Origin of the sequence: Solitalea longa (genome assembly GCF_002920915.1) — a bacterium.
GTDB lineage: Bacteria > Bacteroidota > Bacteroidia > Sphingobacteriales > Sphingobacteriaceae > Solitalea > Solitalea longa.
Genome location: NZ_PQVF01000001.1, coordinates 496377 through 519814, shown reverse-complemented (window position 1 = coordinate 519814; position 23438 = coordinate 496377). Strand labels below are relative to the sequence as shown.

25 protein-coding genes are annotated in these 23438 nt (G+C 38.6%); 16 read left to right on the top strand and 9 right to left on the bottom strand.

What is annotated here, in order from left to right; all coding sequences use genetic code 11:
- Positions 1 to 433 precede the first annotated feature (433 nt).
- Positions 434 to 1675: an MFS transporter gene (locus tag C3K47_RS02375; protein ID WP_103787466.1), complete on the top strand. Its 1242-nt coding sequence runs from the start codon at positions 434 to 436 to the stop codon at positions 1673 to 1675.
- 68 nt (positions 1676 to 1743) lie between these two features.
- Here C3K47_RS02375 and cdaA read toward each other — a convergent pair whose 3' ends face one another.
- On the bottom strand, positions 1744 to 2541 hold the full coding sequence (gene cdaA, locus C3K47_RS02370; protein ID WP_103787465.1) for a diadenylate cyclase CdaA: 798 nt from the start codon (positions 2539 to 2541) through the stop codon (positions 1744 to 1746).
- A gap of 72 nt (positions 2542 to 2613) precedes the next feature.
- Positions 2614 to 3474: a dihydropteroate synthase gene (gene folP, locus C3K47_RS02365; RefSeq protein WP_103787464.1), complete on the bottom strand. Its 861-nt coding sequence runs from the start codon at positions 3472 to 3474 to the stop codon at positions 2614 to 2616.
- A gap of 253 nt (positions 3475 to 3727) precedes the next feature.
- Here folP and C3K47_RS02360 point away from each other — a divergent pair, with 253 nt between their 5' ends.
- The 3 genes from C3K47_RS02360 (at position 3728) to C3K47_RS02350 (ending at position 6209) form a co-directional block, all read left to right on the top strand.
- Positions 3728 to 4186: a cold-shock protein gene (locus C3K47_RS02360; protein ID WP_103787463.1), complete on the top strand. Its 459-nt coding sequence runs from the start codon at positions 3728 to 3730 to the stop codon at positions 4184 to 4186.
- 233 nt (positions 4187 to 4419) lie between these two features.
- Complete coding sequence (locus tag C3K47_RS02355; protein WP_103787462.1) at positions 4420 to 4971, top strand: DUF1599 domain-containing protein; 552 nt, start codon at positions 4420 to 4422, stop codon at positions 4969 to 4971.
- Positions 4972 to 5066: 95 nt separating this feature from the next.
- Positions 5067 to 6209, top strand: coding sequence for a BT_3928 family protein (locus tag C3K47_RS02350; protein WP_103787461.1), 1143 nt, complete (start codon positions 5067 to 5069; stop codon positions 6207 to 6209).
- Between the two features lie 54 nt (positions 6210 to 6263).
- On the opposite strand, the gene ytxJ is transcribed toward C3K47_RS02350, so the two are convergent.
- The 4 genes from ytxJ to C3K47_RS02335 form a co-directional block, all read right to left on the bottom strand.
- A complete protein-coding gene (gene ytxJ / locus C3K47_RS02345) occupies positions 6264 to 6596 on the bottom strand; it encodes a bacillithiol system redox-active protein YtxJ (RefSeq protein WP_103787460.1) in 333 nt (110 codons plus the stop codon).
- 208 nt (positions 6597 to 6804) lie between these two features.
- Positions 6805 to 6960 (bottom strand): hypothetical protein, encoded by a 156-nt coding sequence (locus C3K47_RS19435; RefSeq protein WP_165784610.1) that lies wholly within the window; start codon positions 6958 to 6960, stop codon positions 6805 to 6807.
- Positions 6961 to 7077: 117 nt separating this feature from the next.
- Positions 7078 to 7572 carry a 6,7-dimethyl-8-ribityllumazine synthase gene (ribH, locus tag C3K47_RS02340; protein WP_103787459.1) on the bottom strand — a complete coding sequence of 165 codons (495 nt, stop codon included), beginning with the start codon at positions 7570 to 7572 and terminating at the stop codon, positions 7078 to 7080.
- A 117-nt stretch (positions 7573 to 7689) separates the two neighbouring features.
- Entirely contained in the window at positions 7690 to 8373 is a 684-nt protein-coding gene (locus C3K47_RS02335; protein WP_103787458.1) for a tetratricopeptide repeat protein, read from the bottom strand.
- A 334-nt stretch (positions 8374 to 8707) separates the two neighbouring features.
- On the opposite strand from C3K47_RS02335, the gene recF reads away from it, so the two are divergent.
- The 3 genes from recF (at position 8708) to arsC (ending at position 10690) form a co-directional block, all read left to right on the top strand.
- Positions 8708 to 9853 (top strand): DNA replication/repair protein RecF, encoded by a 1146-nt coding sequence (gene recF, locus C3K47_RS02330; RefSeq protein WP_103787457.1) that lies wholly within the window; start codon positions 8708 to 8710, stop codon positions 9851 to 9853.
- A 46-nt stretch (positions 9854 to 9899) separates the two neighbouring features.
- Positions 9900 to 10193, top strand: a complete 294-nt coding sequence (locus C3K47_RS02325) for a DUF721 domain-containing protein (protein WP_103787456.1) — start codon at positions 9900 to 9902, stop codon at positions 10191 to 10193.
- 155 nt (positions 10194 to 10348) lie between these two features.
- Complete coding sequence (gene arsC, locus C3K47_RS02320; protein WP_103787518.1) at positions 10349 to 10690, top strand: arsenate reductase (glutaredoxin); 342 nt, start codon at positions 10349 to 10351, stop codon at positions 10688 to 10690.
- Positions 10691 to 10780: 90 nt separating this feature from the next.
- On the opposite strand, the gene C3K47_RS02315 is transcribed toward arsC, so the two are convergent.
- Positions 10781 to 11200, bottom strand: a complete 420-nt coding sequence (locus C3K47_RS02315; protein WP_103787455.1) for a nucleoside-diphosphate kinase — start codon at positions 11198 to 11200, stop codon at positions 10781 to 10783.
- 188 nt (positions 11201 to 11388) lie between these two features.
- On the opposite strand from C3K47_RS02315, the gene C3K47_RS02310 reads away from it, so the two are divergent.
- The 9 genes from C3K47_RS02310 (at position 11389) to C3K47_RS02270 (ending at position 21052) form a co-directional block, all read left to right on the top strand.
- A complete protein-coding gene (locus C3K47_RS02310; RefSeq protein ID WP_103787454.1) occupies positions 11389 to 12276 on the top strand; it encodes an FKBP-type peptidyl-prolyl cis-trans isomerase in 888 nt (295 codons plus the stop codon).
- A 108-nt stretch (positions 12277 to 12384) separates the two neighbouring features.
- The gene (locus tag C3K47_RS02305) at positions 12385 to 13392 is read left to right on the top strand and encodes a DHH family phosphoesterase (RefSeq protein WP_103787453.1); all 1008 of its coding nucleotides are present in this window, start codon (positions 12385 to 12387) and stop codon (positions 13390 to 13392) included.
- A gap of 34 nt (positions 13393 to 13426) precedes the next feature.
- Positions 13427 to 14317 (top strand): FKBP-type peptidyl-prolyl cis-trans isomerase, encoded by an 891-nt coding sequence (locus C3K47_RS02300; RefSeq protein ID WP_103787452.1) that lies wholly within the window; start codon positions 13427 to 13429, stop codon positions 14315 to 14317.
- 106 nt (positions 14318 to 14423) lie between these two features.
- Positions 14424 to 15194 carry a TatD family hydrolase gene (locus tag C3K47_RS02295; protein WP_103787451.1) on the top strand — a complete coding sequence of 257 codons (771 nt, stop codon included), beginning with the start codon at positions 14424 to 14426 and terminating at the stop codon, positions 15192 to 15194.
- 51 nt (positions 15195 to 15245) lie between these two features.
- Positions 15246 to 16283, top strand: a complete 1038-nt coding sequence (locus tag C3K47_RS02290) for an asparaginase (protein WP_103787450.1) — start codon at positions 15246 to 15248, stop codon at positions 16281 to 16283.
- A gap of 470 nt (positions 16284 to 16753) precedes the next feature.
- Positions 16754 to 17725 carry a polyprenyl synthetase family protein gene (locus C3K47_RS02285; RefSeq protein WP_103787449.1) on the top strand — a complete coding sequence of 324 codons (972 nt, stop codon included), beginning with the start codon at positions 16754 to 16756 and terminating at the stop codon, positions 17723 to 17725.
- A gap of 98 nt (positions 17726 to 17823) precedes the next feature.
- Positions 17824 to 18879 (top strand): TerC/Alx family metal homeostasis membrane protein, encoded by a 1056-nt coding sequence (locus C3K47_RS02280; RefSeq protein WP_103787448.1) that lies wholly within the window; start codon positions 17824 to 17826, stop codon positions 18877 to 18879.
- Positions 18880 to 19031: 152 nt separating this feature from the next.
- Positions 19032 to 20276 (top strand): ornithine--oxo-acid transaminase, encoded by a 1245-nt coding sequence (gene rocD, locus C3K47_RS02275; protein ID WP_103787447.1) that lies wholly within the window; start codon positions 19032 to 19034, stop codon positions 20274 to 20276.
- 86 nt (positions 20277 to 20362) lie between these two features.
- Positions 20363 to 21052, top strand: coding sequence for an aspartate/glutamate racemase family protein (locus C3K47_RS02270; RefSeq protein WP_103787446.1), 690 nt, complete (start codon positions 20363 to 20365; stop codon positions 21050 to 21052).
- A 59-nt stretch (positions 21053 to 21111) separates the two neighbouring features.
- Here the strand turns inward: C3K47_RS02270 and C3K47_RS02265 are convergent, their stop codons facing one another.
- Together C3K47_RS02265 and lptB are read right to left on the bottom strand one after the other, a co-directional pair.
- The gene (locus tag C3K47_RS02265; RefSeq protein ID WP_103787445.1) at positions 21112 to 22635 is read right to left on the bottom strand and encodes a GH3 auxin-responsive promoter family protein; all 1524 of its coding nucleotides are present in this window, start codon (positions 22633 to 22635) and stop codon (positions 21112 to 21114) included.
- 28 nt (positions 22636 to 22663) lie between these two features.
- Positions 22664 to 23401: an LPS export ABC transporter ATP-binding protein gene (gene lptB, locus C3K47_RS02260; RefSeq protein ID WP_103787444.1), complete on the bottom strand. Its 738-nt coding sequence runs from the start codon at positions 23399 to 23401 to the stop codon at positions 22664 to 22666.
- Between the last annotated feature and the right edge of the window lie 37 nt (positions 23402 to 23438).

Sequence of the window (23438 nt, the reverse complement as noted above, 5' to 3'; positions counted from 1 at the left end):
TAGCCTGATAAGAAGGAATTTCAAAATCGTCGACTACCCACAGCTCTACAAAATCTTCCTTTTCCATCATTCTTTGACCGTCGTAATCGTAACTGGTTTTTTACTTGCATCTCTTCTTCAATTTGTTTGACCTTTATATCCTCCAAATGATACGAAGAAAGCGCCAATGTGGGAGACTGTAAACAGTCCTATATTGAATTTAGTATCGCTATTGCGGAAGGGGAATAAAACTGCAATTGCATAAAACACTGCAGCTTTTGTTGCATCCCAGGATATTCATGCATCCCTGCTGCAAGTTATTATCGATCAAAAGGTAAAAAGTGCTGTAACGCTGGCAGTGAATATTCACTTTGAAGTAAACAATAAGTAATAGAAGTTAATTATAAATAAACCCATTAACCGTCTATAATATTCCATTAAAATATCAGAAGATATGACGACAACTGACGCTCAAACAGAGACCATCGAAAAATCCCCGATCGAGGTTGTGAATTCAACCGCCCAAAACACCGTTTACTCTATATTGCTGGCTTTAAGTTTTTCGCATTTGCTGAACGACACCATGCAATCGCTGATCCCTTCAATCTATCCGCTTGTAAAAACCTCGCTTAAATTAAGTTTCAGTCAAATTGGCTTAATAACCTTATGCTTTCAGCTTTCAGCATCTATTTTGCAACCGCTGGTAGGTATTTATACCGATAAACGTCCGCAGCCCTATTCACTTGCAATAGGCATGAGCTGCACACTGTTAGGCTTGGTAAACCTTGCCTTTGCACATAGTTTTCCAATGGTACTGGTTTCGGTAGCGATGGTGGGTGTTGGCTCGGCCATCTTCCATCCGGAGGCTTCCCGCTTAGCCCATATGGCTGCAGGTGGTAAACATGGAATGGCTCAGTCTCTATTTCAAGTTGGAGGAAACGCCGGCAGCTCAATAGGTCCACTGCTGGCGGCAGCCATTATAGTTCCCTTTGGGCAGTTTAACGTGATCTGGTTTTCATTAGCAGCGCTGTTGGCTATTATTGTTATGCTTAATATCAGCAAATGGTACCAGCAAAATACGCATCGAATTAAAGCGAAAAAGAAGGTCAGTCTGAATTCAGCCCAGCATTTATCAAAAACGAAAATAGCTTTTTCAATTGCTATTCTTATGGTGCTTATCTTTTCGAAATACTTTTACATGGCCAGCATGACCAGTTATTATACCTTTTACCTGATGGATAAATTTCATCTTTCGGTACAAAGCTCACAGGTATACCTGTTCATCTTCCTGTTTTCAGTTGCTTTAGGAACTTTTATTGGCGGACCGGTAGGTGACCGGATTGGACGTAAATACGTGATCTGGATCTCTATTTTAGGTGTTGCACCATTCTCATTGATGTTGCCTTATGCAAACCTATTCTGGACGGGGGTATTGAGCGTATTCATTGGTATTATACTTTCATCCGCTTTTTCAGCCATATTGGTGTATGCACAGGAACTAATACCGGGTAAAGTTGGTATGATTGCAGGTTTGTTTTTTGGCTTTGCTTTTGGAATGGGAGGAATTGGCTCAGCGCTTTTAGGTCGCCTTGCCGATAATACCAGCATTCAACATGTTTATCATGTTTGTGCGTTCTTACCACTTATTGGTTTATTGACTGCATTTCTGCCTAACTTAAAAAAAGCAAAGGCTTAAAAGAAAAAAGTCCATGGACGAGGGTTCATGGACTTTTTTCTTCGATACGGTTCACCTTTCTGGTTAATTTATATCAAATCTTTTCGCAGGTTTTTCTCCAGCTCCTGCAATGAAATATTGGATTTAATTTTACCCTGACGCGCATAGGCAAGGTTTCCGGTTTCTTCAGAAACTACCAGCGCCGCCACATCAGCCACTTCAGAAATACCCAAAGCCGCACGGTGTCTCAAACCCATATAAGCGGGTAAATCATGATTATCGGTCAATGGCAAAATACAAGCCGCCGCCATCAATCTTCCCTCACATATAATAACGGCTCCATCGTGTAAGGGACTGGTTTTACTAAATATTGATTCGAGAAGACGCTTGGAAACTGTGCCTTCAATTTCTTCCCCGTTTTTATAAAAATGTTCTTCCTCTGAATTTTTTGCAAAGATGATCAAGGCTCCCACTTTATTTTCCTGCATTGATTTACAGGCATCCAAAATCGGTTTTATCTGAGCAGATCCAACTTCCTTTTGTATGGTTTTATTCCGAACAAAAAAGCGGTACCAGTACTCATTTCGATAAAGTTTGAAATTTTTGCCAATCATCAATAAGAACTTTCTTATTTCAGGCTGAAAGACAATAATAAGTGCAATTACTCCCACCTGAAAAAACCCATTGAACAGCAGCGTAAGCAAACGCATGTTCAACGATTTAACTAACCAGTAGAACAGATAAATGAGCAGGTAACCGATGAGTATGTTGATGGCGATGGTACCTCTTAATAAACTGTAGAACAGGTAAATTAAAATAGCAACCAGTATAATATCAATCAGATCAAATATGCCGAAATTAGAGAACACCAAATCAAATGAATCCATAGTTTAAATTTATATTTCAAGGCTCCCAACGTGAAAGTATGGAATTATCGTATTGCTACAGTTCACAATTTATCAATAACTATTATTAAGCATCGAAAATATCTTGCGAACCTCCACCGCTTCTTTTACGTCGTGAACCCGCAAAATGTTGGCCCCATTCTGTAACGAAACCATGTTTAAAACCGAAGTACCGTTTAGTGCTTGTGATGCGTCTGTTTCTAAGAGTTTATAGATCATCGATTTACGCGATATGCCGGAAAGTAAAGGGAGATCAAATATCTTAAACTCACTTAAATGCCCCAATAATTTGTAATTCTGTTCGATGGTTTTCGCAAAACCAAAACCAGGATCGAGCACAATATCGTTAAGCCCCAATGACCGTAACCTATGTACTTTTTCAACAAAATACCGCACCATTTCACTAAGCAGATCATCATAATCGGTAAGTTTTTGCATGGTGTCGGGAGTTCCGCGCATATGCATTAAAATGTAAGGAACCTGAAGCTGGGCAGCGGTTTCAAACATTTTACTGTCGAGCTCCCCTCCTGAAATATCATTAATTATCGAGGCTCCTTCATTGACAGCCACCTTTGCCACTTCAGACCGGAACGTATCTATTGAAAGTATTGCTTGCGGAAATTGTTTAAGAATAGCTTGAAGCACAGGCACAATTCTGCCGATCTCTTCCACTTCTGCAACGTCCGCAGCACCGGGACGAGAAGAATAGGCGCCTAGATCAATAATATCCGCCCCATCTGTTAACAGTTGCTCACAACGATGAAGAGAATCGTTTACTGAAGTATACTTTCCACCATCAAAAAAAGAATCAGGAGTAATATTCAGGATCCCCATCACTTTAGGAGTTGACAGGTTGAGCAAGCGACCGTTGCAATTAAGGGTAGTCCGATTATTGAAAAAGGTATGTTTGTGCATTGAAAGATTGTTCACGGCCTAAATTAGCTATTTGAATTGATATAGGTTAACGCTATGCTGTTAATATACTTTTCAACCCAGCTAAATTCTAAACTTAATCGACTGACTAGTATCTTATTATAACCGGAAACAAAATATTTTACATCGCCAGCCACAAACTTTTATTTAACTAATTAAAAATCAAAATCTTCCAACCATAATAACTATCTTTGCGGAGCAGAGAAACTGCAGCATATAAATCAAAATCAATTACATGGGTAAATCCTCAGAAACCTTTAGCAAAAAAGAAAATCAAAAGAAAAGATTAAAAAAACAAAAGGATAAAGAACTAAAGAAAGAAGAGCGTAAAGCCAATTCTAGCAAAGGCAAAAGTCTTGAAGACATGATGGCCTATGTTGATGAGAATGGAAATATTACTTCCACCCCTCCAGATCCCTCCAAAAAAGTTAAAATCAATTCAGAAGACATTCAAATTGCTGTTGCCAGAACCGAAAACGTTGAAGACGGTCAGGAGACTCGAAAAGGCACAGTAACATTTTTTAATACCTCTAAAGGTTTCGGGTTTATTAAAGACCATGACAGCCAGGAGAGTATTTTTGTACACATCAACAGCTTAATCAATCCTATTAAAGAGAATGACCGGGTTACTTTTAAAACCGAAAAGGGACCTAAAGGACTAAGTGCAATTGAAGTACAACTTGTCACTAAGTAATAATCAGCAAAGGGTGCAACTATTTTATTGAAAGCTAACGTTGGTATTTCTTCAATAAACTGTTTCACCCTTTTAATTTTAAATATCGTTTCTAACATCTTCGCTCTATACCTACCTCTCCGCATACAACGTATTTGTTACCTGTTTTAAATTGATGCATCAACATCAATTTTTAGTTTTGAGCCGATAGTGTATTTTTGCTCGAAATCTATTAGGCTTTTACTAAAACCATCATCATTTTGCAAACTACTACAGGTACTCAGTACGATTCGGTTATAAATAATTGCAAACAGCTATTTTTAAAAAAAGCCAAAGATTATGGCACCGCGTGGCGCATTCTCCGCCCCGAATCAATCACCGACCAGATATTTATTAAAGCTCAGCGCATTCGCACGCTTGAAGAAAAGAAAGTGAGCAAGGTTAACGAAGGAATTATTCCTGAATACATCGGCATTATTAATTATTGCGTGATCGCCTTAATTCAACTTGAGTTAACAGAAAACGACCCGGTAGAATTACCTTTCGAAGAAGTGGAGCGCTTGTACAACCTTAAAATTGCCGAAACCAAAGCCTTAATGGAAGACAAAAACCATGATTACGGCGAGGCTTGGCGCGATATGCGTGTAAGTTCATTAACTGATTTAATTTTGATGAAATTACTGCGCGTTAAACAAATAGAAGACAATAAAGGTCTCACATTGGTATCTGAAGGTGTAGAAGCCAATTACCAGGACATGATAAATTATTCCGTTTTTGCGCTCATCAAATTAGAAGCTTATAATTAAAAGACCATCAAGTCCATGGACAATAGTCTATGGCTCATAATTTAACCAAAAACAATGTCTGTGGTTTATCGACCATAGACTACGACTAAAAAACAATGAAATACCTAACCAACATTTTCCGGATTTTTGTCGGATTACTATTTATCTTTTCGGGGCTGATCAAACAAAATGATCCTTTAGGCTTTTCGTATAAGCTCGAAGAGTATTTCGAGGTTTTCCATTTAACAGCCTTCAACTCATTTGTCGTTACACTGGCTATGTTGCTGTGTGCCTTTGAGATCATTCTTGGAGTAGCCTTATTATTTGGCATAAAGATCAAACAAACCACCTGGGGATTATTATTATTAACTATTTTCTTTGGATTCCTGACCTTTTACTCAGCTTATTTTAATGTAGTAAAAACCTGCGGCTGTTTTGGCGATGCTATACCACTAACTCCTTGGCAGTCGTTCGGCAAAGACATGGTGCTGATGCTGATGATCTTACTGATCTTCTTCAATACCGATAAAATAAAACCCATTTTCAGTAACAAAGGCTCATGGATTACGCTGGCAATTGCCATCCTGTTTAGCTTTGGGTTTGGTTTTTACACATACAAGTATTTACCGGTAATCGATTTTCTACCCTACAAAATTGGCAACAATTTGCCTTCGTTAATGAAAGCTCCTGAAGGCGCTCCTGCTGATGAGTATAAAATAATTTATACCCTTAAAAACAAAAAAACAGGCGTGGTTAAAGAATGGACCGACAAGGAATACATTTCTACGAAAGTTTATAACAATCCGGATTGGGAGTATGTAAAAGCATCGGAACCTGTTTTAGTGAAGGAAGGGTATAAAGTGCCAATCAGCGATTTTAAATTAAGTGATGAAGACGGCAATGATGTTACAATGGTGGTTTTGGAAGATCCTGAATATTCATTTTGGGTGGTGGAGTATGATCTTGAGAAAGCAAACAAGAGCATCCAGCTCGAATTAAATAAATTAACGCTTATGACCGAGAAATATCATTCGCGTACCGTTGGACTTACTTCGGCAACACCACTTGCAGCGGATACTTTCCGCCATGAACATAATATCTATTATGAATTCTTTTTTGGTGATGCAGTGCCGTTGAAATCAATGGTTCGAGCCAACCCTGGAATTGTTTTGATGAAAAAAGGAACGGTGATTAATAAATGGAGTTTCAGCAATATGCCAAGTGTTGAAGAATTGGAAGCCCTGTATTTTAAGAAATAATAGAAACAGCTATAAAAGAAAGACCCTTGAATTAATTTTCAAGGGTCTTTTTATTTATAATGTCATTTGTTCTACTGTTTCCGTTACACTAATTTCTCCGTGCGAGGTTTCATAGATACATTCACCGTCTTTAATCAGTAATAGTTGAGGCGATTGATGATGCACCTGAAAGATCTCTGCAATTTCGGCTGATATAGGTCGATAGCTTAACAAATCGAGATGATAGACCTCAGTATTGGCCGGCAAGTCTGCCCAACCATTTTCAAATCTTCTTTTTGCAAATAAACTAATAGAGCAGCGCGTGCTATGCTTAAAAATAATGCTATAGCCATGCTTTTCCTTAATTTGTTTTAACTGCTCTGCTGAGGTAAGCTCTATCCAATCCATTAATAATATCTAGATTTTTTCCCTTTTTTAACTGTGGAATAAGCCGGGCATTTTTCGCCACTGCGGCATGATTCTAAAACTGCTCCTGCTAAAAACGTGCAGATTAAGATAACGGCAATACGTTTCATTATGTTTGGGTTTAATTTTTTAAGTTAAATAGAAAGTCTAAGAAAGTAAAATTCCTTTAATAAAAAGATAAAAGCAATAATTAGTCCTTAAATCTGTCTTTCTTTTTACCTTTTGATTTTACAGCTTTAGCTTTATATACTGAACTGTAAGCCGGGCATTGGTGCGACGAGCACGAGTCGAGTACAATACCTGACAAGAAACAAGTAAGAACTACTAAAATGGCTGATTTCTTCATTTTTTGAATGCAAGTTTGATTAAATGGTAAAAAGCTGCTTTATTAAATTGAACAAATGTTGTTCAATTAATATAGAGATTTAATAACCATTTATACGGAAAACTTGCTTTCAGGTTATTATTTTTTCAATTTTTTAGCTAAATCGGCCATTTTGATAGCGGTAACGGCAGCTTCATCGCCTTTGTTACCATGCTTACCACCCGAGCGTTCAATGGCTTGCTGCATATTATCAGTGGTTAAAACTCCAAAAATAACCGGCTTGTTGTACTTCAAGGCCACATTGGTAATTCCGTGTGATACGGCATCACAGATAAAATCGAAATGCCTTGTTTCACCCTGAACCACGCAACCCAAACAAATGATTGCATCAAAATCAGCCGACTCCAATAATAATTGAGCGGCGGTACTCAATTCAAACGTACCGGGAACTGAATGCACAGCAATATCTGTTTCAGCCGCGCCGTATTTTTTTAAAATGCTTATTGCCCCTTCTAAAAGAGCACCTGTTACTTTTGAGTTCCACTCCGAAACCACGATCCCAAATTTAAGACCCGATGCCGAAGGTATTTCTGTTGATGAAAAATCAGATAAATTTTTAAATGCGGTTGCCATTTTCAGTTGATAATTAATTGATTTAAAAATCAGGCTTAAAGAAAAGCATATAACTAAAAACGGTGAGCAGCTTAAATACCGTTCACCGTTTTAAATATCATTATTAAAACAAAACTATTACAGTTTAGCTTCAGCACGAGCAATGTACTCATCAATGGTACGTGCTTGCTGTGAATCACTGTATTCGGTTTTAATTGTTTTATAAGCCTCAACAGCTTTATCACCCTGTTTTAACTCTTCGTAGATCATACCTAATTTCATCAGGTACATTGGTGAAAAGTTCTGAAGCTTTTTATCAGCCGCTTTTTTGTAGTAATCAGCAGCTTTATCAAATTTCTTTAATTCGCTGTATGCATCACCAATTGCTCCTAATGCAGTAGCTGAAGTGATCTCATCTTTTGAAGTATAGCTTTCTAAGCTTTCAATTGCTTTTTCAAACTCGCCTTTTTTAAGGTAGCAGATACCTGCATAGTAATAAGCAAGATTTGCTGATTTTGTACCACTGTACTCATCAATGATCTTTAAGAAACCAGGATAGTTTCCATCGCCATTTAAGGCTTTGTTCAAAGAATCAGTTTCAAAATATTGCTCGGCTCTAAACATTTGGTCTTGTGCCTCTTTATCCTGACTCTTATGATAAAGGTTCCAACCAATGAACAAACCGCCCATTACTACCACCGCGCCCAGAATAATCAAAAGGCTTTTTTTATTCTCCGTAACAAATTGTTCTGTCTTTCCGAACTGCCCTTGTAAGTCTAAACCACCCAATTCTGGTTGATTATTCTCTTGATTTTTTGCCATTTGTATTATATTGAGTGCGCAAAAATACTATTTTAATCTTTTTACGCAAGTCCGATTTTTATTTGCTTACACTCCGATTGCAAATTGCTCTTTTTCAGATCAAAACCCATTTTCAAAATTACAGAAGCTACTTCCCCCCATTCATTAAGTTCAAAACTAAAAGGAGCCTCTTTAGACTTTGCTACTAAAGTGCTATTACATGGCAATTGTCTTACTGTTTTAAAAGCATTTCCCAGCGTAGTTTATAAATCATTTAATAGACTTGATTTCTGGTCGACCCTGCTGTTTTTTACCGTTAACTTCTTATTACCTTTCAGATGTTTAACTTTGGCGCATGTACCTGCAAAAGCTCACGCTGCTCAATTTTAAAAATTATACCGAAGCTGAACTGGATTTTCATCCGGCAGTGAATTGCTTTGTGGGTAACAATGGTGCCGGCAAAACCAACTTGCTCGACGCCATTCACTACTTATCCCTTTGTAAAAGCTATTTTAACCCAGTTGACAGCCAGCAAATACGGTATGAACAGGATTACTTTATGCTGCAGGGAAGTTTTGAGAAGAATGATCTGGAGGAAGTGATCTTTTGCGGGCTTAAGAAAAATCAGAAAAAGCAGTTTAAGCGAAATAAAAAGGATTATCCACGTTTGGCTGATCATATTGGCCAGTTTCCATTGGTAATGATATCGCCTTATGATATTAGTTTGGTGATAGAGGGCAGCGAAGAACGTCGCAAATTTATTGATAATGTGATTTCGCAAACCGATAACCGATACCTCGACACGCTTATTCTCTACAATAAAAACCTAACGAACAGAAACAGCCTGCTCCGCCAGTTTGCCGAACGCGGCCATTTCGACATGGATCTACTTTCCATTTATGACGAACAGCTAAAAATTACCGGTTCAGAGATTTACCAAAAGCGCAAAGCCTTTTTGGAATCGTTCACACCTACGTTCAATGAGCAGTACCGCTATTTAAGCAATGAGGCTGAAACGGTTACTCTCCAGTATGTTTCGCAATTGAACGAAAGCGAATTTGAAGAAGGATTAAGCAGGTCTTTCCAAAAAGACAAGGTATTGCAACGTACCGGCTTTGGAATTCATAAAGACGAACTGGAGTTTACTATCCACGGTTATTCATTAAAAAAATTCGGTTCGCAAGGACAGCAAAAGTCGTTTCTGATCGCTTTAAAACTGGCTCAGTATAGCTATCTGACCAAAATGAAAGGATTTAAGCCTTTGCTTTTGCTCGATGATATTTTCGACAAGCTGGACGATCTCCGGATTAAGAAATTAATGGAAATGGTGGTGCAGGATAACTTTGGACAGTTATTTATTACCGACACCAATCGTGAACGTATTGAAAAAGTGTTCAGTGAGATAGGTATGGACATTAAAATTTTTGAGGTGGATAAAGGCGCTGTTGAAGGCGGACATATTAAAGACATGGAAGAATATCTTCAGACAAAAGGTGAATAACTTCAGTAGAATTACCTTACATTTAAACCGAAGCAAGCAAAGGAGTATGTTCAAGAAAACCAACGAGCAATCATTAAAGGAAGCGATAAACTTATTGCTTGAAACCTATAAATTAAAGGATAAATACAACGAAGTAAACATCGTTCAGTCATGGGCCGACATCATGGGGCCAATGGTTGCCAATCGCACTTCCGAATTGTTTATCCGTAACCGCAAACTATTTGTGCGTTTAGACTCTGCCGCTTTACGGCATGAATTAACCCGAGCCAAAGACAAAATTGTTGAAGTAGTGAATGACAAATCAGGCACCCGACTGATTGACGATGTTGTGTTTTTATAAGATTTTAACCACAGAGTTCCGCTGAGTAGATGATGCGATATCTTATCAATTTAACCCTTTAACAATTTATCAATCTAACAATCTAACAATTTAAACTCTATATAACACTGTGCACCCCCTTGGTTCATTATAACCGCTTAACAATTCAATCATTTATGCAAATACTACATAACCAACGCTGCAGCACCAGCCGAAACGTTCTGAAAACCTTAGAAGACAACGGAATTAACCCCGAAATTTTAAAATATGCCGATGACAAACTTAGTTTCAATGAGTTAAAAGACATTGTTGATCTAATAGGCATAAAACCTATTGAACTGGTTCGCACAAAAGAAACGGTTTGGAAAGAGCAATTCGCCGGCAAAGATTTAAATGACGATGATGTTATTCAGGCAATGATCGATATTCCTCAACTGATGGAGCGCCCGATCATTATTGATGGCCATAAAGCCATTATTGGGCGACCTATTGAAAAGGTTATTGAGTTTATTAAGTAGAATATAAATCGAACTCATTCATAACAGCTTATAAAAATAAAGAGAGCATAACTTCCGTCATGCTCTCTTTATTTTATAAGCAATTGCTAACTAGAAACGCTCGAAGTTAGAGAAGAAGAAATTACCTTCAATAGCAGCATTCTCATCTGAATCAGAACCGTGAATGGCGTTAGCGTCAATAGATTTAGCGAAATCAGCGCGGATAGTACCTGCATCAGCTTTAGCCGGGTCAGTAGCACCAATAAATTTACGGAAGTCTTCAATTGCGTTATCTTTTTCTAAGATAGCCGCATAAATAGGACCTTGTGACATAAAGCTTACTAAATCATTGTAAAAAGGACGCTCGCTGTGTACTGCATAAAACTGACCTGCAGTTTCAGCCGAAAGCTTGGTATATTTTAATGCCACTACTTTGTAGCCAGCTTTAATAATACGATCTAAAATTGCGCCTGCGTGGCCATTTGCCACCGCATCAGGCTTAATCATTGTGAAGGTTCTGTTAGTAGCCATCTTTTATTTATTATTTTATTATGTATGAAACTGATTGGCTTGCCTTTGGGGCAATGTTTTAGGTACTGCTTTTCAGGTAAATAAAAAAGCACAACCCTTTTTTAAAATTCGCCGCAAAGATAGAATTTATCTTTTATTTTAGCCCCTCTAAATCAAAAGACAAATAGTAATACATTCACGTATTTTTTATGACCATTAAAACCAAACAACTTTTAAGTTTCCTGCTGATAAGCACCGTTGCTCTTTTTGCGTTCACCAACGATTTTTTAAAAACCAAACGCGGACTTCAATATAAAATACTTAAAACTTCAAAAGCACCCAATAAGGTTAAGATCAAAGCCGGTGACTATGTTAAGTTTCATTTAATTTATAAAACCGATAAGGATTCATTGCTGCAGAGCACCTACAAAAAGGCTCCGCTTGAAGTACTTGTTAAAATGGACACTATTATTGATAAGGCGCAGCTGATGGATGCACTTACACTCTTATCAAAAGGAGACAGTGCAACTTTTAAAATTAGCAGCGATCTGCTATTTAAAAACGCTCCGGCCACTGCTCAGCGTCCGTCGTTTTTGGCTTCAAAACGGTCATTGTGTTATACCATTAAAGTTTTAGATGTAAAAACTCCACAGCAAATGGCAGCAGAAACTAAAGCCAAGGCCGCTAAATTTAAAGCGACTGAAGAGAAAAGCATTGCTGACTATGCGCTAGCAAATAAATTAACACTTCAAACAACTCCTAGTGGCTTGCGCTATCAAATTACCCAAAATGGAGAAGGACCGAATGCCGTTGCAGGTGATACCATTAGCGTTCATTACACCGGAAAACTATTGAACGGAAATAAATTCGATGCATCTTACGACAGAAATCAACCTTTTGAATTTATTGTTGGGAAAAAAATGGTGATCAGCGGCTGGGACGAAGGTCTGCAATTTTTAAATAAAGGTGCTAAAGGTGTATTGGTAATTCCATCGGGCTTAGCCTATGGTGAGCGCTCTATGGGCCCTTCCATTCCGGCAAACAGTATTTTATTGTTTGAAGTTGAAATGGTTGGTATCAAGCCAAAAAATAAATAATGCTTAAATTTCGAGTTGCAGATGTCCAATTGAATACCTTCCAATCCGTCATCCGCAACTCGAAAATTTATATAAAATCCCTATCTTCGCCCTCTTTAAATTGATTACATGCAAGCGATTACGGCCATAAAGCCACATTTACAAACCCCTAAAAATATTGTTATTACCACACATCCAAAGCCGGATGGCGATGCAATGGGTTCATCATTAGGTTTGTATCACTACTTGTTGCTTAAAGGACATAATGTACATGTAATCACCCCTACCGACTACCCTTTCTTTTTACACTGGTTACCAGGTAATGGCGAGGTGCTGGTATACACCGAACGGAAAGATGAATCGGACCACTTGATAGCTGCTGCCGACTTTATTTTCTGTTTAGATTTTAACGGCTTGCGCCGTATTAATGGCATGGGCGAGGTTGTAGGTGCTTCCAAAGCCAAAAAAGTGATGATCGATCATCACCTGGAGCCGGAAAATTTTGATGATTACCGACTGTGGAATGCAGGGGCCTGTGCTACTGCTGAGCTGGTGTACGACTTCATGGTACAAATGGGCGACAAAGAGCTATTAAACAAGCAAATTGCTTCCTGCCTGTATTGTGGAATCATGACCGATTCGGGTTCATTCAGATTTAGTTCAGTAACAGCACATCTGCATCGTGTAGTTGCTGATTTAATTGAAGTTGGTGCCGACAATGCGCGTATTCATGAATTGGTTTATGATACCTATTCAGAAAAAAGAACACGTTTCTTAGGCTATTGTCTTAAAGATAAATTACAGATTTTTCCGGAGTACAGAACCGCGCTTATTGCCTTAACCAAACAGGATTTACAGGATTATGAGGTAAGTTCGGGCGATACGGAAGGAATTGTAAATTACGCGCTTTCGATCAATAACATTAAATTCGCGGCCATAATTATTGACCGTAACGAAATCGTTAAGCTTTCACTCCGTTCAAAAGGTGAATTCCCTGCAAATGAAGTGGCTAAAAAATACTTCGAAGGTGGTGGACATCACAATGCGGCAGGCGGACAATCATCTTTATCACTGGAAGAAACCGTGCAGAAATTTATTTCGGCACTTCCGGAATATAAAGAACTATTAAACGTTTAATCACAAAGTATAAAAGTAAAAGACAAACATACAAATGAAAGTAAAATTTGCAGTAGTAGCATTAGCCCTTTCGGCTATATTGTTCGCTTGTAACAAAGATGGTTACAAGAAAAGTGACTCAGGATTGTTGTATAAAATATATAACGAAAACAGTGGTGAGAAAATTAAAGAAGGTGACTTTGTAAAAGTAAACCTGATCTATAAAACCGATAGCGATTCAGTATTGCTAAACACCTATAAAATGGGTCGTCCATACGAGTTTATCGTTCAAAAATCAATGTTCAAAGGCGATATGATGGATGCCTTTAAAATGTTGACCAAAGGTGACAGTGCTTCATTTAAAATTTTAGCCGACTCTATCTTCTCTCCTAAATTTGGGATGCAAAAAATGCCTCCTTTCATTAAATCGGGCAGTTATTTAGTTTTTGTGGTTAAAGTTGTTGATGTTAAAACAAAAGTTGCGATGGAAGCTGAAGCTACCAAAGCGGTTGACAAATTTGTTGCTGACAGCAAATTAGCCTTTAACAAAACTAACTCTGGTTTGCGTTATTTAGTAACTGTTCCTGCTCCTGCCGGCACCCCTGTTAAACTTGGTGATACTGTTAAAGTACATTATACCGGTAAATTATTAGACGGAACCAAATTTGATTCATCTGTTGATCGCAAACAACCATTTGAATTACCTGTACAAAAAGGAATGGTAATTGACGGTTGGGTTGAAGCCTTACAATTATTGAAAAAAGGTGAATCAGCTACTTTCATCATCCCTGCTAAATTAGCTTACGGTGAAATGGGCAATGGTCCTATTCCTCCAAACAGCCCGTTGGTATTCGATTTACAAGTATTGGATGTAAAACCAGCTAAAGCGACAGCTTCTGCTCCAGCTGCTGCACAAGCACCGGCAACTGCTCCTGCTTCAAAATAAGTACTTATATAAAATAACTTAACAAAAACTGCGAATGAACAATCATTCGCAGTTTTTGTTTAATTGAACATTGACCCGGTTTTAAAGGTTCTGTTTATTTATTACAATGATTTTAACTGATACGCACACTCATCAATATTACGCCCCTGAAGATGCCGCTGAACGAGCACAAGCCATACAACGTGCATTTGACAATGGCATTACCCGATTATTTTTACCTAATGTTGATTCAGGTACCATTCCCCAGGTTTTTGATCTGGCAAGGCAATATCCCGAACAATGCTTTCCAATGATGGGCCTTCATCCCTGTTCAGTAAAAGACAATTACGAGGAAGAGTTGACCATTATCAAGCAAGCCATTGATTCAAACAAAATATATGCGATCGGTGAGATTGGAATTGACCTTTATTGGGACAAAACGCATATTGAACAGCAAAAATCAGCGTTCAGAACACAGATCAACTGGGCTAAAGAACTGAGCTTGCCCATTGTTATTCATTGCCGTGAGGCATTTGACGAAATACTGGAAATTCTTGAGGCTGAAAAAGATGAACAGCTTCGGGGCATTTTTCATTGTTTTACCGGAACTATTGAACAGGCGCAACGCGTAATCGATCTAAATTTTTACTTGGGCATCGGTGGGGTGGTCACCTACAAAAACTCGGGATTAGATAAGACCGTGGCACAAGTTGATCCGAAATATTTGGTTTTGGAAACTGATGCGCCATATCTGCCTCCTGTTCCGTACCGGGGCAAACCAAATGAAAGCAGCTATCTGTTGCATATTGCAACCAAGGTGGCCGACCTTCATCAAATGGATATTGTAAAATTGGCAAAAATAACGACTGAAAATTCTAAATCTATATTTGGAATTTAATCTGGAATAGCTTTATTTGCCAATTCATCAATAAACTTGACCTAACCTATAATGACCAACATTCTGATTATTTATACTGGTGGAACCATTGGTATGATTAACGACCCTAAAACGGGTGCGCTTAAGCCATTCAATTTTTCCCATATCACCAGTAATGTACCAGAACTTAAAAGACTCAATTACAACTTTTCCGTCCATTCTTTCAACCCAACTATCGATTCGTCGAATGTTACACCAGAAATTTGGATAGAGTTAGCCGTTATCATCGAAGATAATTATCAAAAGTATGATGGATTTGTGATCCTACACGGTTCTGATACAATGGCTTACTCCGCTTCGGCATTAAGTTTTGCACTTGAAAACCTCTCAAAACCTGTGGTTTTCACCGGTGCGCAGTTGCCAATTGGTGAATTAAGGACCGATGCTAAAGAGAACTTGCTAACTGCTCTCGAAATTGCTGCGGCAAAGAATGAAAACGGACTGCCAATGGTGCCCGAAGTGTGTATTTATTTTGACTACATGCTGTATCGTGGCAATCGTTCCACCAAATTTGATTCGGAAAAATTTCAGGCTTTTACCTCCACCAACTACCATTCACTGGCTGAAGCCGGTATCCGACTGAAGTACAACGAAAAATACATTTTACCCTACCCTGAGAAGCCTTTAAAAGTGTACAAGTATTTCGACACTGCAGTGGGTTCCATTAAACTGTTTCCGGGAATGGATCCGCGATTTGTAAGCGGAATGTTAAATACACCGGGATTAAGAGCAGTAGTAATGGAAGCTTTTGGGTCGGGAAATGCCAGCACCAACCCCGAATTTCTGAATGTTTTAAGGGAGGCGATCAACAAAGGAATTATCATCCTCGATATTTCGCAGTGTTTAGGAGGAACTGTTGAACTGGGTCATTACGAAACCAGTGACGAACTTTCGTCAATGGGCGTATTAAATGGTTACGACATGACATTTGAGGCGGCCATCACTAAACTAATGTTTGTGCTGGCACAAAATAAACCAATTGATGAGCTGAAGAAAATGCTTTCCATCTCATTAAGAGGAGAATTGACCAAGTTAAACGGTCAGGCATAAAACAAAAATAGCCTCGGGGAATTTCCCGGGGCTATTTTGTTTATTTACCGGAAAACCACTCCGGTTTACACCGACTCCTAGAAACGCAGGCAGCATTCAACTAAATTATCTACACATCTTCTTAATAACTTATAAAGAATCAGATTCTTATCTGATTTTCAGCCATCTATATATATCCACCTAAATCTTTAATACCAACTTTCGCAATTCAATTATTTACATTTTTTTGATTGAAATTTGTAACTTTTAATTATAAGAATGAGGGGCTAATCAAGTATATTTGGCGGTAACAAAATAAAAGCGCATTCGATTTTTATTTTAACTGACCGATATTTTGAAGTTTAGAAATATCATTTTTCTGATCGAAAGCTTTAGTTCAATAAGTTAATAGCAGATGGCGGCGATCTCAATAGCCATCATTTTATAACGTTAAATGAGTTATTGCTGCTCATCAAAAGCAATTAACGTGAATGCCTACATTAGACGAAATTAAAAAACCCATAGCTGTCGAAATTGATCTTTTTGAAGAGAAATTCAAAAAATCAATGCATAGTTCAGTTCCTTTGCTCGATCGCATCACTCATTATATTTACAAACGCAAAGGCAAGCAAATGCGCCCCATGTTTGTGTTTTTCTCGGCAAAAGTATGCGGAGGAATAACAGAAGCAACTTACCGTGGAGCGGCACTGGTAGAACTGCTGCATACCGCCTCGCTTGTTCATGATGATGTGGTTGATGATGCACATGAACGTCGCGGCTTCTTTTCAATTAATGCGCTGTGGAAAAACAAGATCGCTGTACTTGTAGGTGATTTTCTTCTTTCAAAAGGCCTGCTCCTGTCAGTGGAGCATAAAGATTTTAACCTGCTGGAAATAGTTTCAAATGCTGTTCGCGAAATGAGCGAAGGCGAATTGCTGCAGGTAGAAAAGGTTCGTAGAATGGATATAGAAGAGGATATTTATTTTGAAGTGATCCGTCAAAAAACGGCTTCTTTAATTGCCTCTTGTTGTTCATGCGGAGCCGCCTCTTCAGGAGCCAATACCGAAGATATTGAGCGTATGCGCCTGTTTGGTGAAAAGATCGGAATAGCTTTTCAGATAAAAGATGACCTTTTTGACTTTGGCTATGATGACGTAGGCAAACCAAGGGGCATTGATATTAAAGAGAAAAAAGTAACCTTGCCGCTGATTTATGCCTTGAAGAGTTGCGACAAGACGGAAAAACGCCGCATTATCAATTTGGTTAAAAACCATAATGAGGAAGCCGAAAAAGTGCAGGAGATCATCAGCTTTGTAAAGAAAACAGGCGGACTTGAAATGGCTGAACAAACCATGTTAAGGTTCCAGGATGAAGCATTTGAGATCTTAAATTCGTTCCCGGAAACGGAACAACGGAAATCATTGGAACAATTAGTGCGTTATACAACTGAACGCAAAAAATAAGCTAACAATCCATATGCGCCGGACATTTTAATATTACCGGACATTTTTTTGGTATTCACTCGGGATTTCTTTTTCGAACCCGCTTTCCTTTAACGATCATGTCGAACGAACTTATTTATTTCGGAAGTTTCCTGCTGTTTATTGTTGTCATGCTGAGCCTTGACCTTGGAGTGTTCAACAAAAAAGATCATGAGGTAAAAATGAAAGAGGCGCTCATTATGAGCATTATCTGGATATCCTTAGCTCTTGGCTTTTATGCCCTTATTTATTTTAAAGGCGAACTGCTTCATGGAATTACAGACATGGCCCGCTTGGAAGAAATAGTTCGATTAAACAAACATCAGATCGAACTTATTCCGAATGATTTTGCAGCAAGCCTTGATATCTATCGCCATAACCTCTCCCTCGAATTTATTACAGGTTATGTGGTTGAATATGCACTTTCAGTAGACAACATCTTTGTTATTGTGCTCATTTTTACCGCCTTTGGCGTTGAAAAGAGGTTATATCACAGGGTTTTATTCTGGGGGATTTTAGGCGCTGTTATTATGCGCTTCATCTTCATTTTTCTTGGCGCGGCCTTAATAACCAAGTTTGGTTGGATCTTATACATTTTCGGAGCCTTTTTGGTGTATACCGGTGTCATGATGTTTTTGAACCGTAAACAGGATGATAAAATTGACACGCAAAATCATAAAGTGGTACGTTGGGCCCAGCATGTTTTTGCGGTTTGGCCTCACTACGAAGGCAATCATTTCATCGTAAAGAAACAAGGCAAAAACCTGGTCACCCCGCTATTTATAGTATTACTGGTTATTGAGTTCACCGATCTTATTTTCGCGGTTGATTCAATTCCGGCCATATTCGCAGTTACTAAGGATGCCTACATTGTATTCTTCTCTAACATTTTTGCCATTCTAGGATTACGGTCTATGTTCTTCCTGTTGGTTAACATTATTCACAAATTCCATTACCTCAAAATCGGCTTATCGGTATTATTAATATTTATTGGGGTGAAGATGCTGGCCCATGACTTTATGGATAAAATTGGATTTGAAACCTCTCATTCCCTGATCATTATCCTATTGATTTTAAGCATAAGTGTTATCGCTTCGCTAATTTTTCCAAAAAAAGATAAAAATTCAGCTCATTAAGTTTTAACAAAAAATGAGTTTAAATTATTTAAAGCCCGATTTTGTCGGGCTTTTTCAATTTTATGGCCTTTGTGAGTTGGAAACGCGGTTTTATTGTATACTAGTTCAATATAAATAAGGCTATATTTGAGCTCTCATCAACTCATACAATTATGTCAGAAACAATTTTAGGATCACTATCAGCCGAAATGATAGAATTGGAAAACAAATATGGGGCTCATAACTATCATCCATTACCTGTTGTACTTGACAAGGGTGAAGGAGTATATGTTTGGGATGTTGACGGTAAGCGTTATTTTGATTTCCTTTCGGCATACTCTGCGGTAAACCAGGGGCACTGCCATCCTAAAATTATCAATGTCTTAATTGAACAAGCTCAAAAGCTCACCCTAACCTCCCGCGCATTTTATAACAGCACTTTAGGCGAATACGAAAAGTTTGTAACCAGCTATTTTGGTTACGATAAAGTATTGCCCATGAATACAGGAGCAGAAGCTGTTGAAACCGCTATAAAAATTTGTCGTAAATGGGCCTATGAGAAAAAAGGTGTTGCTGAAAACGGTGCTCAGATCATTGTCTGTGAACAAAATTTCCATGGACGTACTACTACCATTGTTTCATTTTCAAGCGACCCAGGCTCAAACAAAAACTTTGGGCCTTATCCGTCAGGTTTCATAAGTATTCCATATAACGACCTGAATGCATTAGCCAAGGCTTTGGAAAACCCTAACATTGCCGGTTTTTTAGTTGAACCTATTCAGGGTGAAGCAGGTGTTTTTGTTCCGGATGAAGGATATCTTTCAAAAGCAGCCGCTTTATGTAAAGAGAAAAATGTGCTTTTTATTGCTGATGAAGTTCAAACCGGAATTGCACGTACCGGTAAATTGCTTGCCTGCGACCATGAGAATGTTCATGCTGACATTTTAATTCTTGGAAAGGCTATCTCCGGTGGAGTGTTGCCAGTTTCAGCAGTATTTTGCAATGATGACATTATGAATGTAATTACTCCGGGAACACACGGTTCTACGTTTGGCGGCAATCCATTAGCCAACAAAGTAGCGATGGCAGCTCTTGAAGTAGTTGCCGATGAAAAATTAGCTGAAAATGCTGAAAAGCTTGGTAAAGTGTTCCGCGCCGAAATGCAAAAACTGATTGACGAAACCGATCTTTTAGTATTAGTAAGAGGAAAAGGCTTATTGAATGCGGTGGTAGTAAATGACACCGAAGACAGCTCAACAGCATGGGATCTTTGTGTTCAGCTGAAAGAAAATGGCTTATTGGCTAAACCTACTCACGGCAATATCATCCGTTTCGCACCGCCATTGGTAATGAATGAAGCTCAACTAATGGAATGCGTTGATATCATTCGTAAAACGGTGTTAGCGTTTCAGAAATAAGCGTTAATTTCATATAAAAATTTGGCCGGCAATTCATTACTGAATTGCCGGTTCTGTAAACAGTCAATACATCTCCAAATACACCAATGAAAAAACTAGGATTAATAGGAGGTATCAGCTGGGTTTCAACTGCTGATTATTACCGTTTGATCAATGAAGGAGTAAACCAGCAATTAGGTGGACTGAACTTTGCCGAGTGTATGATCCATTCGTTTAATTATGCTGATATCAAAAGGAATAATGATAACAACGATTGGGATAGTACATTAAAAATGATTGTGCAAGCTTCCTTGGGACTAAAACTTAACGGCGCGGAGGCAATCATTTTATGCGCTAACACCATGCATAAGAGCGCTGATGATCTGCAGCAAATAATTGGGCTACCGGTTATCCATATAGCTACTGAAACGGCTAAAGCAATACAACAACAAAGCATTACCAAAGTCGGTTTACTTGGCACCAGGTTTACCATGGAACTCGACTTTTTTAAAAGCAAACTTTGTGCGCAGTCAATTGATGCGCTAATACCTGAAGCCGATGACCGCCAGTTTATTCAGGATACTATTTATTATGAGCTGGGAAAAGGCATTGTAAAACCGGAAACGAAACAGCGTTACATTTCGATCATAAACCACTTAATAAAGCAAGGTGCGGAGGGTATAATTTTAGGCTGTACTGAAATACCGTTGATCATTAAGCAGGAAGATGTAAATAAACCGATCTTTGATACCACGCTAATTCATTCTGCAGCAGCAGTTGAATTTATACTTTCATAACTTATAAGACAAAAACGGGAAAGTGGCTATTGGAAATTGTCTGCAGAAGCAGCGTCTATTTATACCGCCTGCTCTACCAATATTTCCAGTAACTCATCAAGGTATTTACGATCGTTAGCCAAGCGAGGCACTTTATGTTGACCGCCTAATTTACCCCTGCTTTTCATCCAATTATAGAATGTTCCCTGAGGAGCAACGTGAACAACCGGTTTGCGCAGTGCTATATCTTTATGACGCTTAGCTTCGTAGTCTGAATTTTGTTTCTTCAGATTTTCATCAAGCAATGCTATGAATTTCTCAATATCATCAGGGCGTTTATCAAATTCGATGATCCACTCATGCCCTCCTGACTCACCATCCGAAAAGTAAACCGGTCCGGCTGTATAATCCTTAATAATTGAATTAGTTGATTTAGTGGCAATAGTTAAGGCCTGTTCGGCATTATCAATGATCAATTCTTCGCCAAATGCATTAATGAAATGACGGGTACGGCCTGTAATCTGAATGCGGAACGGATTTAAGCTGGTAAACTTAATGGTGTCGCCAATTAAGTAGCGCCATAAACCACCATTTGTAGAAATGATGATAGCGTAATTTTTATTAAGCTCTACTTCACTTAAATCAAGCGTTTTCGCCCATGGATTCCCATAATCTTCCATTGGCAAAAATTCATAATAAATGCCATAATCGAGCATCAACAACATTTCAGAGCTATCGCTTTGATCCTGTATTCCAAAGAAACCCTCTGAAGCGTTATACGTTTCGAGGTAATACATATCCGAAGATGGGATCAGTTTTTTGAATTGCTCTCGGTAAGGTGTGAAATTCACCGCGCCGTGCACATATAATTCGAGGTTAGGCCATACTTCCAGCAAGTTATTTTTACCGGTCAGCTCTAAAATCCGTTTGGCTAAAATTATCGTCCAGGTTGGAACGCCACTGATGCTTGTTACATCCTCATGCATAGTAGCATGGGCCATTTTTTCAATTTTAGCCTCCCATTCATCCATTAATGCAATTGATAAATCCGGAACCCGAAGAAATTCAGCCCAGATCGGAAGGTTTTGTATTAATACTGCTGAAAGGTCACCATAGCTCGATTCATCATTTAACTGATTGATCTGATGGCTGCCGCCCATTACCAGGCTTTTACCCGTAAACATTTTAGTTTCTGGTCGGTTATTGCAATAGATGGCCAGCATGTCCTTGCCACCTTTAAAATGACATTCTTCCAGCGACTCTTCACTTACGGGAATGAATTTACTTTTATCGCTGGTAGTACCTGATGATTTAGCAAACCAGGTAATATTGCTCGACCAAAGGATATTCTTTTCACCACGCATCATCCGTTCAATGAAAGGCTTCAGCGTGTCATAATTTTGAATTGGGAAGCGTTGTTTAAAGTCCTTTGAGCTGTTTATCGATTTAAAGTCATATTGTTTCCCCCATTCAGTGCTTTTGGCAGTGTTTACCAGGTTTGATAACCATTCTTCCTGCACTTCATGCGGATACTTCATAAAAAGCTCAATCTGATGAATGCGCTTTTTCATTATCCATGAAACAATATTATTGATGATCGACATAAAGTTATGAGGGTTAAAGCGTCTTAAATTACAAAACTTTATTACGTAATACGAAATTCCTGCCAAGATAAACCCTTCTCACTTGTTCATCGGCAGCAAGCTCTTCGGCGGTTCCCGATTTTAGTATCGAGCCCTCAAAAAGCAAATAAGCCCTATCGGTAATCGACAGGGTTTCCTGAACGTTGTGATCCGTTATTAAAATACCAATATTCTTGGTCTTTAATTTGGCAACAATGGTTTGAATTTCCTCCACAGCAATCGGGTCAACACCAGCAAAAGGCTCATCTAATAAAATGAACTTAGGGTCAACGGCAAGGCAACGGGCAATTTCAGTACGGCGACGCTCACCGCCCGAAAGCAGATCTCCCCTGTTTTTTCTAACTTTCTGCAAACTAAATTCCGTAAGCAAGCTTTCCAGTTTTTCATGGCGCTCCTCCTTACCCAAGCCGGTCATTTCCAAAATGGCCATTACATTATCTTCCACACTTAGCTTACGAAATACCGAAGCTTCCTGAGCCAGGTAACCGATACCTTTTTGTGCACGTTTGTACATGGCATCGTAAGTGATCTCTTGATTATCTAAAAAAACATGACCGTCATTAGGCTTTATTAAGCCGGTAATCATGTAAAAAGAGGTGGTTTTACCGGCTCCGTTAGGACCAAGCAATCCAACAATTTCGCCTTGTTTAACATTAAACGATACGTGGTTTACCACCGTTCGTTTTTTATAGGTTTTTACCAGGTTTTCGGCTCTTAACTCAAGCATAAATAGCTTTGCTTAACCCCTTATGAGGCAATTTATT

Coding starts and splice junctions, on each gene's coding strand:
- C3K47_RS02295 (WP_103787451.1), top strand. CDS start 14,424: ATGATTTTAACTGATACGCACACTCATCAATATTACGCCCCTGAAGAT.
- C3K47_RS02305 (WP_103787453.1), top strand. CDS start 12,385: ATGCAAGCGATTACGGCCATAAAGCCACATTTACAAACCCCTAAAAAT.
- C3K47_RS02315 (WP_103787455.1), bottom strand. CDS start 11,200: ATGGCTACTAACAGAACCTTCACAATGATTAAGCCTGATGCGGTGGCA.
- C3K47_RS02285 (WP_103787449.1), top strand. CDS start 16,754: ATGCCTACATTAGACGAAATTAAAAAACCCATAGCTGTCGAAATTGAT.
- ytxJ (WP_103787460.1), bottom strand. CDS start 6,596: ATGGATTGGATAGAGCTTACCTCAGCAGAGCAGTTAAAACAAATTAAG.
- C3K47_RS02265 (WP_103787445.1), bottom strand. CDS start 22,635: ATGTCGATCATCAATAATATTGTTTCATGGATAATGAAAAAGCGCATT.
- C3K47_RS02290 (WP_103787450.1), top strand. CDS start 15,246: ATGACCAACATTCTGATTATTTATACTGGTGGAACCATTGGTATGATT.
- C3K47_RS02335 (WP_103787458.1), bottom strand. CDS start 8,373: ATGGCAAAAAATCAAGAGAATAATCAACCAGAATTGGGTGGTTTAGAC.
- lptB (WP_103787444.1), bottom strand. CDS start 23,401: ATGCTTGAGTTAAGAGCCGAAAACCTGGTAAAAACCTATAAAAAACGA.
- cdaA (WP_103787465.1), bottom strand. CDS start 2,541: ATGGATTCATTTGATTTGGTGTTCTCTAATTTCGGCATATTTGATCTG.
- C3K47_RS19435 (WP_165784610.1), bottom strand. CDS start 6,960: ATGAAGAAATCAGCCATTTTAGTAGTTCTTACTTGTTTCTTGTCAGGT.
- folP (WP_103787464.1), bottom strand. CDS start 3,474: ATGCACAAACATACCTTTTTCAATAATCGGACTACCCTTAATTGCAAC.
- C3K47_RS02375 (WP_103787466.1), top strand. CDS start 434: ATGACGACAACTGACGCTCAAACAGAGACCATCGAAAAATCCCCGATC.
- C3K47_RS02325 (WP_103787456.1), top strand. CDS start 9,900: ATGTTCAAGAAAACCAACGAGCAATCATTAAAGGAAGCGATAAACTTA.
- C3K47_RS02270 (WP_103787446.1), top strand. CDS start 20,363: ATGAAAAAACTAGGATTAATAGGAGGTATCAGCTGGGTTTCAACTGCT.
- arsC (WP_103787518.1), top strand. CDS start 10,349: ATGCAAATACTACATAACCAACGCTGCAGCACCAGCCGAAACGTTCTG.
- rocD (WP_103787447.1), top strand. CDS start 19,032: ATGTCAGAAACAATTTTAGGATCACTATCAGCCGAAATGATAGAATTG.
- ribH (WP_103787459.1), bottom strand. CDS start 7,572: ATGGCAACCGCATTTAAAAATTTATCTGATTTTTCATCAACAGAAATA.
- C3K47_RS02350 (WP_103787461.1), top strand. CDS start 5,067: ATGAAATACCTAACCAACATTTTCCGGATTTTTGTCGGATTACTATTT.
- C3K47_RS02300 (WP_103787452.1), top strand. CDS start 13,427: ATGAAAGTAAAATTTGCAGTAGTAGCATTAGCCCTTTCGGCTATATTG.
- C3K47_RS02360 (WP_103787463.1), top strand. CDS start 3,728: ATGGGTAAATCCTCAGAAACCTTTAGCAAAAAAGAAAATCAAAAGAAA.
- C3K47_RS02280 (WP_103787448.1), top strand. CDS start 17,824: ATGTCGAACGAACTTATTTATTTCGGAAGTTTCCTGCTGTTTATTGTT.
- C3K47_RS02310 (WP_103787454.1), top strand. CDS start 11,389: ATGACCATTAAAACCAAACAACTTTTAAGTTTCCTGCTGATAAGCACC.
- recF (WP_103787457.1), top strand. CDS start 8,708: ATGTACCTGCAAAAGCTCACGCTGCTCAATTTTAAAAATTATACCGAA.